Annotated in this window: 12 protein-coding genes and 1 tRNA gene; 4 read left to right on the top strand and 9 right to left on the bottom strand. The window is 70.8% G+C overall.

What is annotated here, in order from left to right; genetic code table 11:
• Positions 1-15 precede the first annotated feature (15 nt).
• Positions 16-525, top strand: a complete 510-nt coding sequence (locus H483_RS23040) for a DUF3145 domain-containing protein (protein WP_031264494.1) — start codon at positions 16-18, stop codon at positions 523-525.
• A 152-nt stretch (positions 526-677) separates the two neighbouring features.
• On the opposite strand, the gene H483_RS23035 is transcribed toward H483_RS23040, so the two are convergent.
• The 5 genes from H483_RS23035 to aceE all read right to left on the bottom strand — a co-directional run bounded on the left by H483_RS23035 (position 678) and on the right by aceE (position 7934).
• Entirely contained in the window at positions 678-2114 is a 1437-nt protein-coding gene (locus H483_RS23035) for an acyl-CoA carboxylase subunit beta (RefSeq protein WP_017835616.1), read from the bottom strand.
• 258 nt (positions 2115-2372) lie between these two features.
• On the bottom strand, positions 2373-2624 hold the full coding sequence (gene acpM / locus H483_RS23030) for a meromycolate extension acyl carrier protein AcpM (protein ID WP_017835615.1): 252 nt from the start codon (positions 2622-2624) through the stop codon (positions 2373-2375).
• 104 nt (positions 2625-2728) lie between these two features.
• Positions 2729-3655, bottom strand: coding sequence for an ACP S-malonyltransferase (locus tag H483_RS23025; RefSeq protein ID WP_081615076.1), 927 nt, complete (start codon positions 3653-3655; stop codon positions 2729-2731).
• Positions 3656-3810: 155 nt separating this feature from the next.
• On the bottom strand, positions 3811-5142 hold the full coding sequence (locus H483_RS23020; protein WP_017835612.1) for a CdaR family transcriptional regulator: 1332 nt from the start codon (positions 5140-5142) through the stop codon (positions 3811-3813).
• Positions 5139-7934: a pyruvate dehydrogenase (acetyl-transferring), homodimeric type gene (gene aceE, locus H483_RS23015; protein WP_017835611.1), complete on the bottom strand. Its 2796-nt coding sequence runs from the start codon at positions 7932-7934 to the stop codon at positions 5139-5141. The genes H483_RS23020 and aceE overlap by 4 nt, the downstream gene beginning before the upstream one ends.
• Positions 7935-8244: 310 nt before the next feature.
• Between aceE and H483_RS23010 the strand changes: the two genes are divergently transcribed.
• Entirely contained in the window at positions 8245-8679 is a 435-nt protein-coding gene (locus H483_RS23010) for a DUF3052 domain-containing protein (protein WP_017835610.1), read from the top strand.
• A 110-nt stretch (positions 8680-8789) separates the two neighbouring features.
• Here H483_RS23010 and H483_RS23005 read toward each other — a convergent pair whose 3' ends face one another.
• Positions 8790-9962 (bottom strand): hypothetical protein, encoded by a 1173-nt coding sequence (locus H483_RS23005; protein ID WP_017835609.1) that lies wholly within the window; start codon positions 9960-9962, stop codon positions 8790-8792.
• A 218-nt stretch (positions 9963-10180) separates the two neighbouring features.
• Here H483_RS23005 and H483_RS23000 point away from each other — a divergent pair.
• Together H483_RS23000 and H483_RS22995 are read left to right on the top strand one after the other, a co-directional pair.
• Positions 10181-10253: transfer RNA gene (locus tag H483_RS23000), tRNA-Val, on the top strand.
• A 3-nt stretch (positions 10254-10256) separates the two neighbouring features.
• Positions 10257-11312: a CobD/CbiB family cobalamin biosynthesis protein gene (locus tag H483_RS22995; RefSeq protein WP_042328841.1), complete on the top strand. Its 1056-nt coding sequence runs from the start codon at positions 10257-10259 to the stop codon at positions 11310-11312.
• Here H483_RS22995 and H483_RS22990 read toward each other — a convergent pair.
• The 3 genes from H483_RS22990 to H483_RS22980 all read right to left on the bottom strand — a co-directional run bounded on the left by H483_RS22990 (position 11236) and on the right by H483_RS22980 (position 13376).
• Complete coding sequence (locus tag H483_RS22990; RefSeq protein ID WP_017835608.1) at positions 11236-12150, bottom strand: SURF1 family protein; 915 nt, start codon at positions 12148-12150, stop codon at positions 11236-11238. The genes H483_RS22995 and H483_RS22990 overlap by 77 nt on opposite strands.
• A gap of 91 nt (positions 12151-12241) precedes the next feature.
• Positions 12242-12718: a low molecular weight protein-tyrosine-phosphatase gene (locus H483_RS22985; RefSeq protein WP_017835607.1), complete on the bottom strand. Its 477-nt coding sequence runs from the start codon at positions 12716-12718 to the stop codon at positions 12242-12244.
• A complete protein-coding gene (locus H483_RS22980) occupies positions 12708-13376 on the bottom strand; it encodes an HAD hydrolase-like protein (protein ID WP_017835606.1) in 669 nt (222 codons plus the stop codon). The genes H483_RS22985 and H483_RS22980 overlap by 11 nt, the downstream gene beginning before the upstream one ends.
• Positions 13377-13412: the final 36 nt, after the last annotated feature.

Raw genomic sequence — 13412 nt, 5'->3', positions numbered from 1 at the left:
GTCGGGAGTGAAGCGATGTCTGATCTGAACCATTTCGCGGATACGACGACAGGTGTGGTGTTCATCCACGCCGCGCCTACCGCGTTGTGCCCTCACGTCGAGTGGGCTCTCGCGAGCACGCTCGACGCGTCCTCAGCTATGCGGTGGGAGGACCAGCCGGCCCAGCCGGGCGCCCGCAAGGCGATCGTCGACTGGATCGGTCCGGTCGGCACCGGTGCGCGCCTGGCCGACTCGTTGGCCAAGTGGTCGATGCTGGCCTTCGAGGTCACCGAGGACCCGAGCGACCTCGTCGACGGCGAACGCTTCTCCCACACCCCCGAACTCGGGATGTGGCGCGGCCAGACCGGCGCGAGCGGTGACGTGGTGATCGGCGAGAACCGGCTCCGGCATCTCATGGCCGCCGGCCCCGCCGCCTTCCATTCCGCGGTGGACGCCGAACTCGGGACCGCGTGGGACCGCGCCCTCGAGCCACTCCGTGGGCACCCCGCCGCGGCCGAGGTCACCTGGCTCTCCCGCGTGGGCTGACCTCCGCCCCCGGCCCGCGCCGGCTCCTGGCCGTACCGGGCCGACTCCCGACCGAACCATGAACGCCCGCACCCTCTCGGGGTGCGGGCGTTCACGTGTCCGGTGCCCCCAGTCGTGCCGGCGGAGGGCCTCCAGGTCACTGCGGGATCAGGTCACAGCGGGATGTTCTTGTGCCGGCCCCGCACGTGAGAGGCGGCGTCCAGTGCCTCGGCGAGGCGGCGACGGGTGTCCGTGGGCTCGATGACCTCGTCGACCACGCCGATCGAGACCGCCCTGCCCACGCCGCCGGCGATCGCGGCGTGCTCGTCGGCCAGTCGCTCGTGCAGAGCTTCACGCTCGTCCTCGGGCGCCGCGGCGAGTGTGCGCTTGTGGAGGATGCCCACCGCCGCCTTGGCGCCCATGACCGCGACCTCCGCATCCGGCCACGCGAACACGGCGGAGGCGCCGAGAGCGCGCGAGTTCATGGCGATGTACGCACCGCCGTAGATCTTGCGGGTGACCAGCGTGACGCGGGCGACGGATGCCTCTGCGAAGGCGTGCAGCAGCTTGGCGCCGCGGCGGACGACGCCGTCCCATTCCTGTGAGACCCCCGGAAGATACCCCGGGACATCGACGACGACGAGCAGAGGGACACCGAACGCGTTGCACAGGCGGACGAACCGCGAGGCCTTCTCGGCGGACTCGGAGTTGAGGCAGCCGCCCAGGCGGAGCGGGTTGTTGGCGATCACCCCGACCGTGCGGCCCGACATCCTGCCGAAGCCCACCACGATGCTGGGTGCCCACTTGGCCTGGAGTTCCTCGAAGGTCGTGCTCCCGTCCAGCTCGGACGAGTCGAGGATGCCGTGGACGAGGGGACGGACGTCGTAGGCCCGCTTGGGAGAGTCCGGGAGGAGCCCCGCGAGGTCCGTGTGGTCGCCCTCGAGTGCGCGCAGGTCGAACTCTCCCTGGGCGGACAGCAGGGTCACCAGCCGACGTGCGCGGTGAAGCGCGTCCTTCTCGTCCGTGGCGGCGATGTGGCACACACCGGACTTGCGGTGGTGGACGTCCTGGCCGCCGAGTCCCTCCATGTCGACCTGTTCCCCGGTGACGGAGCGGACCACGTCGGGGCCGGTGACGAAGATCTTGCCCGCCGGCGCCATGATCACGACGTCCGTGAGCGCGGGGCCGTATGCGGCACCGCCCGCGGCGGGGCCGAGCACGACCGAGATCTGCGGCACGTGGCCCGACGCGCGCACCATGGCCTCGAAGACGAGGCCCACGGCGTGGAGGGCCTCGACGCCCTCGGCGAGACGGGCTCCGCCCGAGTGCCACACGCCCACGACGGGCAGGTGCTCGTCGATGGCGGTGTCGATCGCGTGGACGATGTGGCGGCAGCCGTCCAGGCCCATCGCCCCACCCATGACGGTGGCATCGGTGGCGTAGGCGATCGTGGCTTCGCCGTCGATCAGTCCCCGGGCGGCGAGTGCGCCCGAGGCGTCTGGCTCCGTGAGGAACTCGAGCGATGCAGGATCGAAGAGAGTCTCGAGCCGTGCGACGGGGTCGCGCGGGTCAATCTGAGTGGTCTGGTCCACGGCGCTGGTGATGGTCATCGAATGCAGTCCTTTCCGTGGCGCATCTCCCGGTTGGGAGGGTGCGCTCCTGATGGACCCCCGGACTGGCTGGTGTGGGGGAGGCGAACGATCGGGGACCCCCGTCCCTGATCGCGCCGTCCGCCCGTCACCCCGCATGACGCGGAGTGTTCTGGTGTGTCGGGTCCCGGATACGGGGAGGGGACGCGGGCTCGTCTGGTGCACCGACCGCACCTTCGGCCCTGAATGCGCCCCCGCCCCGTGCTCCGCGACGTGGTGTCAGCTCTGGTCGATTTTCCGGATGTAGTCGACCGCATCCTGCACAGTACGCAACTTGGCGAGATCCTCGTCCGGGATCTCCACCCCGTAGCGATCCTCCGTCTGCACGGCGATCTCCACCATGGACAGGGAATCGATGTCCAGATCGTCCACGAAGGACTTCTCCGGCGTCACCTCGGAGGGCTCGATCCCGGTGACCTCCTCGACGATCTCCGCAAGTCCGGAGATGATCTCGGCCTCGGTGCGTGCCATGTGGTGTCCTTTCTGGTGGTGTCGTCGCACCCGGCCGGGTGCGACGTGGTCGTCGTGACACGGCCACCGGACCAGGCCGGTGACCGCGGGTTCGTGGGGGTGGTCTAGGCGCCGCTGAGAGCCGGGACGGCGTCGAGCGCGTCCTCGAGGTCCTCGGGCGTGGTCACGCCGTGGCGGGGCACTTCGCGCATCATCCGCTTGGCCAGGCCGACGAGCGCACCGGACGGCGGGAGCTCGATGAAGGCGTCGACGCCGAGCTTGAGCATGGTCTGCGTGCACAGGTCCCAGCGGACGGGATGGGTGATCTGGGAGATCACGCGGTCCAGGGCGTCCCTGCCCGAGGTGACGACCCTGCCGTCGGAGTTGGAGAGCAGAGTGAACTCCGGGTCGCGGACCTCGATCGTGTCCGCGTGTGCGCGGAACTCCTCCACGGCCGACCCCATGTGACCGGTGTGGAACGCCCCGGCGACGTCGAGGCGCCGCAGGCGGGCGCGGATCGGGGGGTTCTGTTCGAGAGCATCGCACGCTTCGAGGGGGCCGGCGGCGACGATCTGCCCGGCGCCGTTCCGGTTCGCCGGTTCCAGACCGGCGTTCTCGAGGGCCAGCAGGACGTCGGCTTCCACCCCACCGAGCACGGCGATCATCCCCGTGGGGCGGTCGGCGCACGCCTTCGACATCGCGGCGCCGCGGACCGAAGCCAGGCGGAGGGCGTCGGCCTCGGAGACCACCCCGGCGATCGCGAGCGCCGCGACCTCGCCGATGGAGTGTCCGGAGATGATGGTGTCTGCAGGGACCCGGCCCCGCCGACGGAGCTCCGCGGCGCCGAGCAGTGCGGAGGCGACCACCAATGGTTGGGTGACCGCGGTGTCGGTGATCTCCTGCAGGGTCGCCGTGGTGCCGAGGCGCTCGAGATCGAGTCCGCTCGAGGCGGACCACTCGTCGAGACGGTCCGACGCGCCGGGGAGCTCGAGCCACGGCGCGAGCATTCCGGCTTTCTGGGACCCTTGTCCTGGGGCGGTGAGGCAAAGCACGAGTATCAGACAACACGTGATGCCCTCTGTCGGATGATGTTCTCGTAGCCAGAAACCACGGCGGGATTTTGTGGGGTTCCCACAAAATCGGTGTTGAGTGCGCTGACATCTGTCGCAGCAGCGGTTTCGTTACACGGTGTGACGAGAGTGAATGTTTAGCTCTCCTGAGGGCGTCGTTCGGTGAACTTGCCGAGCACGAGGGCGATACGGAGGACAAATGCCTCTCTCGCGTCCAAGGGGTCGAACTCCGTGATCTGGCTCACTCGTTTGAGTCGATACCTCACGGTGTTGGGATGGACATACAACTCGCGGGCACACGCCTCGACGTGGCCGCCCGAGTCCAGATAGGCCCGGAGGGTCTCCTCCAGCGACGGATCCGCGCCCCTCAGCGGGGTCACGATCCGCTCCACGAGCATGACCGCGGCCCCGCGGTCCCCGCCGAGGACCCGTTCCGGCAGCAGGTCGATCGCCGCCACCGGACGGGGCGCGCCGGGCCACCCGGTCGCGGCCGCGGCGCCGGCGATCGCCTCGGCGGCGCTGTCCGGGGCCTCGGCGAGTGAACCGACGGTGTGTCCGACGACCACGGGGGCGTCGGGGGAGAAGGCGTCGAGGACCGAGGCAGGGACGGCGGAGGCGGACTCCAGTTCCCCGGACAGGATGACGACGAGGCGTGCCCCCTGGACCACGGCTAGGGCGTGTCGGCCCGCCGCGACGGCGGCCTTGTGCGTGGCGGGCACCGACGCCAGCCCCAGGTCTGCTCTGGGGCGACCCACGATCACGGTCGCCGCGGTGGTCGGGTCCCAGTTGAGGGCAGAGGCGCCGGATGCGAGATCGGCGTGGCGGTCCCCACGGACCACGGCGTCCACCAGCATCGCCTCCATGCGGGTGTCCCAGGCGCCCCGGTTCTCCGCGGCGGCCGCGTAGACGGAGGCCGCCGTGAAGCCGAGTTCGCGCCCGAACTTCAGCACCGCGGCGATCATCAGCCCTCGTTGCCGCTCGTTGTGGGTGATCCGCGGCATCACCAACTCGAAGTACTCACAGGTGGAACGGACGAGTTGCACGGTCTCCTGCAGCGACAGTCCCTGACCGAGGCCCTTGGGCAGCAGCTTGAACCCGGCGATCGTGTCTGTGTGCTGGGCCTCGGGGTTGCGCATCCAGGTGACGAAGTCACGCACCGCGCTCTGGATGATGAGCTGGATCTCCGCCCGCTGGTCCGCCGAGAGTCCCGCGAAGAACGGCAGGTCCTCCTCCAGGGACCGGACCGCTTCCGTGGAGAGCGTCCCCGAGTACCGGGTGATGCGCTTGAGGAGCGCGTCCGAGACCGGTCGCTGATCCGGGGCCCGCGAGGACCGGCGCCGGGACGGAGTCGCGGCCTTCTGCCCGCCCCCGGCCACCGCTCCTGTCCCGGCCCCCGCCTCGGCGCCCGGGGGGGCCGCCTCCGTGGCACCCCCGGAGGCCCCGGTCGCGGCCCCGGTCACCTCGGTCACGCCACGCCGGGATCCGTCGTGGGCTCGGGCGCCGCCATGACATCGTCGATCCGGTAGAGGCGAGCGGCCTCCAGAAGGGTGCGCTTGTCGATGCTGCCCTCCCGGACCAGACCGGCGAGAACCGCGACGATGATCGAGTCGGCATCGGTGTTGAAGAACCGACGGGCGGCCGGCCGGGTGTCGGAGAACCCGAATCCGTCGGTGCCCAGGACGGTGTAATCCCCGGGCACCCACCCACGGATCTGGTCCGGCACCGCCTTCTGGAAGTCGCTCACCGCCACCTTCGGTCCCTTGCTGGAGTCGAGTGAGGCGGTGACGAACGGGATGCGGGGCTGCTGGTCGGGGTGACGGAGCTCGTGACGCTCACACTCGAAACCGTCCCGGGCCAGCTCGTTCCACGAGGTGGCCGACCAGAGGTCGGCCGCGACGTCCCACTTCTCCGCAAGCTCCTTCTGGGCCTCGGCCGCGGCGTACATCGCGACGCCCGAGGCGAGGATCGACGCCGCGTGCGTTCCCTTCTCCGCCTTGCGGAAGCAGTAGAGACCGCGGAGCAGTGCGTCGACGTCCAGGCCCTCGGGCTCCGGCGGCTGGGGGACGGGCTCGTTGTACAGGGTGATGTAGTACGAGACGTTGTGGTCGACACCATCGGTATCGGTCTCGTGCGCCGCGGCCGGACCGTACATCCGCTCGATGCCCGCTCGCATGATGTGGACGAGTTCGAACGCCCAGGCCGGGTCGTAGGAGAGGATGCCCGGGTTGGTCGCGGCGAGCAACGGCGAATGGCCGTCCATGTGCTGCAGTCCCTCCCCGGTGAGGGTCGTACGGCCGGCGGTCGCGCCGAGAAGGAACCCGCGCGCGAGTTGGTCCGAGGCGGCCCAGATGCTGTCGCCGGTGCGCTGGAAGCCGAACATCGAATAGAAGATGTACAGCGGGATCATGGGTTCGCCGTGGGTCGCGTACGCGGTACCCGCCGCCGTGAACTCGGCGACCGACCCCGCCTCACTGATGCCCTCGTGCATGATCTGGCCGCTGGTGGACTCCTTGTAACTCAGCATCAGGTCGTGGTCGACCGAGGTGTAGTTCTGCCCGTGCGGGTTGTAGATCTTCAGGGTCGGGAACCACGAGTCCATGCCGAAGGTCCGGGCCTCGTCCGGGATGATGGGGACGATCCGGTCCCGCAGGGACTCGTCGCGCAGGAGCTCCTTGCAGGTGCGGACCAGGGCCATCGTGGTGGCCACCGGTTGCTTGCCCGACCCCTTGCGCAACGACGCGAAGGACTCGATGCTCGGCACAGAGAGCGGGGTGAAGCTCTGCCGCCGCTCCGGCACGTGCCCGCCCAACGCGCTGCGCCGCTCCAGCATGTAGCGGATCTCCGGGGAGTTGGGCCCGGGGTTGTAGTAGGGCGGCAACGTCGGGTCGGCTTCGAGCTCCTCGTCGGTGATCGGGATGAGCTGCTTGTCGCGGAACTGTTTGAGATCGTCCAGCGTCAGCTTCTTCATCTGGTGCGTGGCGTTGCGGCCCTCGAAGTTCTGGCCGAGTCCGAACCCCTTGATGGTGTGCGCGAGGATCACCGTGGGTCGACCGGTGTGTTCGAGCGCCGCCTTGTACGCGGCGTGGATCTTCCGGTAGTCGTGGCCACCGCGGCGTAGGGCCCAGATGTCCTCGTCGGACAGGTCCTCCACCAACTTGGCCGTACGCGGGTCGCGGCCGAAGAAGTGCTCGCGGATCCAGGCGCCGTCGTTGGCCCGGAATGTCTGGTAGTCGCCGTCGGAGACGGAGTTCATCAGGGAGACGAGGGCACCCTCGGTGTCCTTCTCGAACAGAGCGTCCCACTCGCGTCCCCACACCACCTTGATGACGTTCCACCCGGCACCGCTGAAGTACGACTCCAACTCCTGGATGATCTGCCCGTTCCCGCGGACCGGGCCGTCGAGGCGCTGGAGGTTGCAGTTGATCACGAAGGTCACGTTGTCCAGTGCGTCGTTCGCGGCCACCTGCAGGGCTCCGCGCGACTCGACCTCGTCCATCTCCCCGTCCCCGAGAAACGCCCAGACGTGCTGTTGCGAGGTGTCCTTGATCCCCCTGTTGGCGAGGTAGCGGTTGAACCGCGCCTGATAGATGGCGTTCAGGGGGCCGAGCCCCATGGACACGGTGGGGAACTCCCAGAACTCGGGAAGGGAGCGTGGATGGGGGTAGGAGGGCAGGGACCGGCCCGGGTGGCTCTTCTCCTGTCGGAAACCGTCCAGGTCGTGCTCCCGGAGGCGCCCCTCGAGGTAGGCGCGTGCGTACATGCCGGGCGAGGCGTGCCCCTGGAAGAAAATGTGGTCCCCGCCGCCGGGGTGGTCCTTGCCGCGGAAGAAGTGGTTGTACCCCACCTCGTAGAGCGGTGCCGCCCCCGCGTAGGTGGAGATGTGGCCGCCCACGCCGATGCCGGGACGCTGGGCCCGGTGCACCATGATCGCGGCGTTCCAGCGGATCCAGCGCCGGTAGGTGCGCTCCACGGACTCGTCCCCCGGGAACTCGGGTTCGAGACTGGTGGGGATCGTGTTGACGTAGTCCGTCGAGGTCAGGGCGGGCAGGGGTACGCGCTGCTTGGACGCGCGTTCGAGGAGCCGCAGCATGAGGTAGCGGGCCCGCTCGGGGCCTGCCTCCGCGAGCATGCCGTCGAGTGAGTCCATCCACTCCTGGGTTTCCTCGGGGTCCGAGTCCGCGAGGTAGGACGCGACCCCCTCGCGGAGGACCGGCACATTGGTGGGTGCGGAACCATCTCTCGTGCCTACGGTCTCGGTCATGCGTCTCGTCCTCACTTCTGCGATACGTACAGCGGCGACCCGGTGGGGGCACCACACATGTCGGGGTGCAGTCTCCGGTCGACCGCGCGCACCGCGGGTGTGGGTTGGATCGCGTGGTCGGCCGGGCACGGGCCGTCGTCGGCCCCTGTCTCCCCCTGATTGTGCCCCAAAGCGTGATGCGGGACACGAGGCTGCGGTCCGGGCGACGAAATGGGCGGTTGTCGTTTCCCCTGAGAGGGTGCCCGGGTAGTGTTCCTGGTCAGCGAAAGACCAAGACGAACACACTCGGATACGAGGGAGGAACACCACGGTGGTCGCCGCGGCGAACCAACAGGACGGGGCGGATCAGATAGCTGGTCAGCTCGAACTGACGAAGGACATGCTCGTTCAGGAGGTCGGATGGGATTCCGACTGCGACGAGTCGATCAGTGAGGCCGTCGAGGACGCCGTCGGGTCGGAGCTGCTGGAGGAGGACACAGACGAGATCGTCGACGCCGTGCTGCTCTGGTGGCGCTCCGGGGACGGTGACCTGGTGGACAGGCTGATGGACGTCGTGACCCCGCTGGCCGAGGACGGCTCGGTGTGGGTCCTCACCCCCAAGACGGGGAACGACGGGCACGTGGAGCCCTCGGTCATCGCCGAATCGGCTCAGACCGCGGGGATGCTCCAGACGCGTACCGCGGCCCTCGGGGACTGGGCGGGAAGTCGTCTGGCGCTGCGGAAGAACAGCATCCCGCGGAAGTGATCCCACCCCCGGGGGGGTTCTCTACCCGTTCAGCGGGGGAGCGCCCCGGGGGCGATGTGAGGAACACCGGTGCCGGCGGCGCCGGTGTTCTGTCGTAGATCGGCCGTCCGTCACCGGTCCGGGCCGAGGAGGGCGACAGCCCCGGACACCGCCTGTGCGGGCCCCGGCAACGGCACGCGGTAGGGACGTCGGTCCTCGGCGGCGTACGGCGCCTCCCTGTGGCCGCCGCCCCAGGCCCACAGACCCCCGTTCCGGTCGATCCCGAAGGACGAGGTGCCACCGGCGCCGATCCAGTCCATCGGGGGTACACCCAGCACCTGGCGGGGCTCCGCGATCGACGCGTCCTCCGCGGCGCCGTCCCCGAGAACTCCGGAGACGGTGCGACCCCACGCCCAGACGCGCCCGTCGGTATCCCGCGCGAGCGCGTAGTCGCTGCCGGCGGCCACCTGCACGATGTCGGTCAGACCGTCGACCCGGACGGCCCGCGGGCTCTGGCCGCCCCGCGGCTCGACGCCCAGAAGTCCGTGGACGTTGTTGCCCCACGCGCAGACCTCCCCGGTGCCGGTGGCGATGACCGCAGCCCCGCCCGGGTTGGCCACGCTGACGGCGCCGGGGACGTCCCGAATCGTGCGCACCCGGGTCCCGTCCTGCTCGCCGATGACCTGGGTGAGATTGATTCCCCACCCCTGGAGCGTGCCGTCGGAGCGGAGGGCCAGCGCGTTGAGTTGCCCGGCGGCCACCTCGATCACGTTCTCGACGTCGGGGACCGGGCCCGGGGTGGCCTGGTTCCGCTCGGCGTCGCGGCGGCCCCCGCTCGCGATGAACGCGTCGCCCCACGCGACGACGGATCCGTCGGAGCGGGTCGCCAGGAACGCCCCGCCCACGGCGGCGACGGACGTCGCGTCCTGTACGCCCGGCACCGTGCGGGGCCGCTGGGTCCGTGAGTCTCCGGCCACTGTGCCGGCCAGCAGTCCCCGGTGATCCTCCCCGACCACCGAGACCGTGCCATCCGGGTGGACCGCGGCGAGGGCGGGGCCGGCATCGGCCACCGAGACGACCTGTTCCCATCCCGGGATCGGGCCGGGTGGGAGCGTGCTCCCGGCGAGACCGCCGAGGAACACCGCCTGTCCCGGCACCCGCGGGGCAGGTGTGGGTGACGCCGACGAGTCAGGACACGGCGGGGCGGACATGACCGCGCGATCGGCGGCGCTGCACCCGGCCGCGCCGGTGAGCGCCAGCGAGAGCGCGACTGCCGAACGAACGGCCCTGCGGAGGTGTGCCATGATCGGATTCTGCGGTGGCGGCGGACAGTTGTCCAGAGGGTTCCTCCGAGTCCGCGACGACCAGGATGCCCGGTCCGTCGGTCCGGGCCGGGTTCTCCCGGGAGGCCTCCGGGAAGGTCTCCGGGAAGGTCTTCCGACAGGTCACCCCCGGGGCCGCCGCCCCGGGGGGTGGGATACTCTGTCGCACACCGTCCGGGACCATCCAGGCGGCGATTTCCGCGCGCGTAGCTCAGCGGTTAGAGCTCTGGTCTTACACACCAGCGGTCGGGGGTTCGATTCCCTCCGCGCGCACTCATGAACAGACATCTGCTCCGGGCACTGGGGACCGCGCTGGGGTTCGCCGCCGACGCCGCATTCGCGGATCCCGGCCGCTGGCATCCCGTGACGGGCTTCGGGCGGTGCGCCTCGGCACTGGAGCAGGTGCTCCACCCGACCACAGACGGCCCCGGCGTCACCGGGACCGGAACGGACGCCGCCACCCGCGGCCGGGGTCTCGCCTACACGGTGGTGCTCGTGGGCGGGTCCGCGACCATCGTGGGTGCGGCGGAGGCTCTCGCCGCCCGCCGGCCCGTCCTGCAGGTGGCTGTCACGGCCGTCACCGTCTGGTCCTGCCTCGGCGGCACCTCGTTGCTCCGGGTGGCGGAGCGGCACGCGGAGTTGCTGTTGCGGGGGGACGTCCCGGCGAGTCGCGAACTCCTGCCGTGGCTGTGCGGCCGTGATCCGAGCGTGCTCGACTCCGATGATCTAGCCCGTGCCGTCATCGAGTCCGTCGCGGAGAACACCTCCGACGCGGCCGTGGCGACCTTGTTCTGGGCCGCGGTGGCCGGGCCCGCCGGTGCCGCCGCGCACCGGGCCGCAAACACCCTCGACGCGATGGTGGGACACCGCTCGACCAGGTATGTGGACTTCGGTCGGGCCTCCGCGCGGCTCGACGATGTCCTGGGCTGGCCCGCCGCGCGCCTGGCGGCCGTTCTCGCCGCGGGGCTCGCCCCCGTGGTCGGGGGCGCGCCCCGGGCCGTCCTGGGTACGTGGCGGCGGGACGCCCGGGCACACCCCAGCCCCAATGCGGGGGTGATCGAATCAGCGTGCGCCGGAGCCCTCGGGGTCCGACTGGGCGGCAGGACGCCGTATCCCTACGGCGTCGAGATGCGCCCGGGTCTGGGGCGGGGGCCCGCGCCGCGCCCGGAGGACATCCGCAGGGCGATCCGGCTCATGCGGGCCACCCAGGTGGCGGCCGCGGTCGGAGCCGTCGCGGCTCAGGTCGTCCTCGCGGTCAGGTCCGGAGACGGTCCGCCCTCCGGTGGGCCCGTCGTTGCTCGGCGTCGTCCCGGTGACCGTACCGGTCTCTGAGGGCGCGTTCTCGGGCGTTGAACGCCGCCGCGTCGGGGTCGTCCCCCCCGTGCGTGGGGGGCGCGGAGGAGACGCCATCCGCCCTGTCCGCCCCGTCCGATTCGGCGTCGCGACGACGCGCCCGGATCTCGGCCCAGGCGAAGTAGGCGAGGGCGAGCGGCGCCAGGACGCCGAAGGCGAGCCACTGCAGACCGTAGGACAGGTACGGGCCGTTCTCTATCCCCGGGATCGGCACCGGGCTGAGCGAACCGGGCTGGTCCCCCGTGAGCTGGAGATACCCGGCGGGCACGAGCGTGTGGTCGAGGGCATCACCCAGGACCGCGGGGTCCAGGACACGCACGGCCGGGAGCCCGTCCACGAGGACCGGCTCGGCCTGACCGCTCTCCGCGGCCCGGATCCGTGCGGTGATCTCGACGGGCCCGCCCGGCGCGGCGGCGTAGTCGGGGACCGTGTTGTTCTCGCCGACGGGAACGTAGCCACGGTTGACCAGGATCTCCGGCCCGTCAGCCGGCTCGAACACCGTCAGCACCTGGAAGACCGGTTCGCCGTCGACCGCGCGGAGCCGCAACAGCGCCTCGGCGTCGGGCTGCCACCGGCCGTCCAGCGTCACCAACCGCCATTCGCGGTCCGCGAACGCCTCGGGGCCGTCGACCACCTGCCCGAACGGTGCCGGGGCGGCCTCGATGGACTCCGCCAGGCGGTCGTTGCGGGCATCGAGATCCTCGCTCTTGCCCAGTTGCCACGGGGCGAGCAACGCGAAGCACGCCCAGGCGAACAGCGACACGGCGAGCAGGCCGATCAGCCAGCCGGGACTCAGAAAGCGCCGCAGACTCCGCATGGCCCCAGGGTATCCGCTGGGCCCAGGCCGGCATGAATGAGCCCAGACCGGCATGAATGAGCCCGAACGGGCCCGTACGGGCCTAAACCCGCTAACTCAGGCGGGCACGCACCTCGGCCACCAACCCGGGGAGCGCATCGGCGATCTGCAGACGGGTCCGGGTGAAGCCGTCGTCGTCCCCGTAGTAGGGGTCAGCCACGTCCCCGCCGTCCGCCGCGGGGTCGAAACCCCGCAGGAGTCGGATGCGGTGCTCCTCGACCCCGGCATCGAGGAGGTGGTCGCGGTGGCCGCGGTCGAGCGCCACCACCAGGTCGGCCGTGTGGTCGGCGGGGGACAGTTGCGCCGCCACGTGGGAGTCGTCGTACCCGTGGGACCGCAGTTCGGCCGCCGCGCGCGGGTCCATCGGGTCCCCGACGTGCCACCCGCCGGTCCCCACGCTCGAAACGGAGACCCTGTCGCCCAACCCGGCCCCGGCGAACGCGTCGCGGGCCATGACCTCGGCCATGGGGGAGCGGCAGATGTTTCCGGTACAGACGAAGACCACGTGGGCGGTGTGCTCACCAGGCATGGATGATCCGCTCCAGTTCGCTCGTGTCCGCCGGGGACCAGCGGGCATCGGCCCACTCCTCGGGGCTGCCGTAGCCCCAGCGCACGATCGCGGTGGGGATGCCGTAGCGGGCGGCCCCGGCCACGTCGTGCTCGCGGTCGCCGATCATGAGGACCCCGTCGGTACCCCCGTCGCCCTCGGGGACCGGATCCACCCCCACCGAGGCCAGCGAATGCGCGATCACGTCGGCCTTGGCTGATCGGCCGACCCGCAGGTCCGCGCCGCCGATGAACTCGAAGGGCTCGTCGAGGCCGAAGTGATCCAGGATCCGCCGCGCGGCCCGCTGGTCCTTACTCGTCGCCACGGCCATCCGGAAGCCCTGACCGGCCAGGCCCGTCAGCAGCCCGTCCATCCCCTCGTAGACGGCGTTCTCGAGCCACCCCACGTCGCTGTAGCGCTCGCGGTACGCGCTCATCGCCCGCTGCAACTCCGAGCCCTCGAGTCCCAGCGAGGCGAGGGTGTCGGGCATGGGCGGGCCGGCGATGGAGCGGATGTCACGGGAGTCGTCCCAGCTGGCGCCGACGGTGTCCAGCGCGTGGCGGAGCGACTTGGCGATGCCGTCCAGGGAGTCGGTGATGGTGCCGTCGAGATCGACGAGCAGGACAGGGCGGTCGGGCATGCGGTCATTCTCCCAGACCCGCGCCGCAACCCGTCC

The organism is Dietzia sp. UCD-THP, from assembly GCF_000349585.1.
Lineage (GTDB): Bacteria > Actinomycetota > Actinomycetes > Mycobacteriales > Mycobacteriaceae > Dietzia > Dietzia natronolimnaea_A.
The sequence above is the reverse complement of the archived record's forward strand: the minus strand, read 5'-3'. Positions and strand labels throughout refer to the sequence as shown.

Excerpts from the sequence above, each read along its gene's own strand:
- H483_RS23040 (WP_031264494.1), top strand. The coding sequence starts at position 16 with ATGTCTGATCTGAACCATTTCGCGGATACGACGACAGGTGTGGTGTTC.
- H483_RS23035 (WP_017835616.1), bottom strand. The coding sequence starts at position 2,114 with ATGACCATCACCAGCGCCGTGGACCAGACCACTCAGATTGACCCGCGC.
- acpM (WP_017835615.1), bottom strand. The coding sequence starts at position 2,624 with ATGGCACGCACCGAGGCCGAGATCATCTCCGGACTTGCGGAGATCGTC.
- aceE (WP_017835611.1), bottom strand. The coding sequence starts at position 7,934 with ATGACCGAGACCGTAGGCACGAGAGATGGTTCCGCACCCACCAATGTG.
- H483_RS23005 (WP_017835609.1), bottom strand. The coding sequence starts at position 9,962 with ATGGCACACCTCCGCAGGGCCGTTCGTTCGGCAGTCGCGCTCTCGCTG.
- H483_RS22995 (WP_042328841.1), top strand. The coding sequence starts at position 10,257 with ATGAACAGACATCTGCTCCGGGCACTGGGGACCGCGCTGGGGTTCGCC.
- H483_RS22990 (WP_017835608.1), bottom strand. The coding sequence starts at position 12,150 with ATGCGGAGTCTGCGGCGCTTTCTGAGTCCCGGCTGGCTGATCGGCCTG.
- H483_RS22985 (WP_017835607.1), bottom strand. The coding sequence starts at position 12,718 with ATGCCTGGTGAGCACACCGCCCACGTGGTCTTCGTCTGTACCGGAAAC.
- H483_RS22980 (WP_017835606.1), bottom strand. The coding sequence starts at position 13,376 with ATGCCCGACCGCCCTGTCCTGCTCGTCGATCTCGACGGCACCATCACC.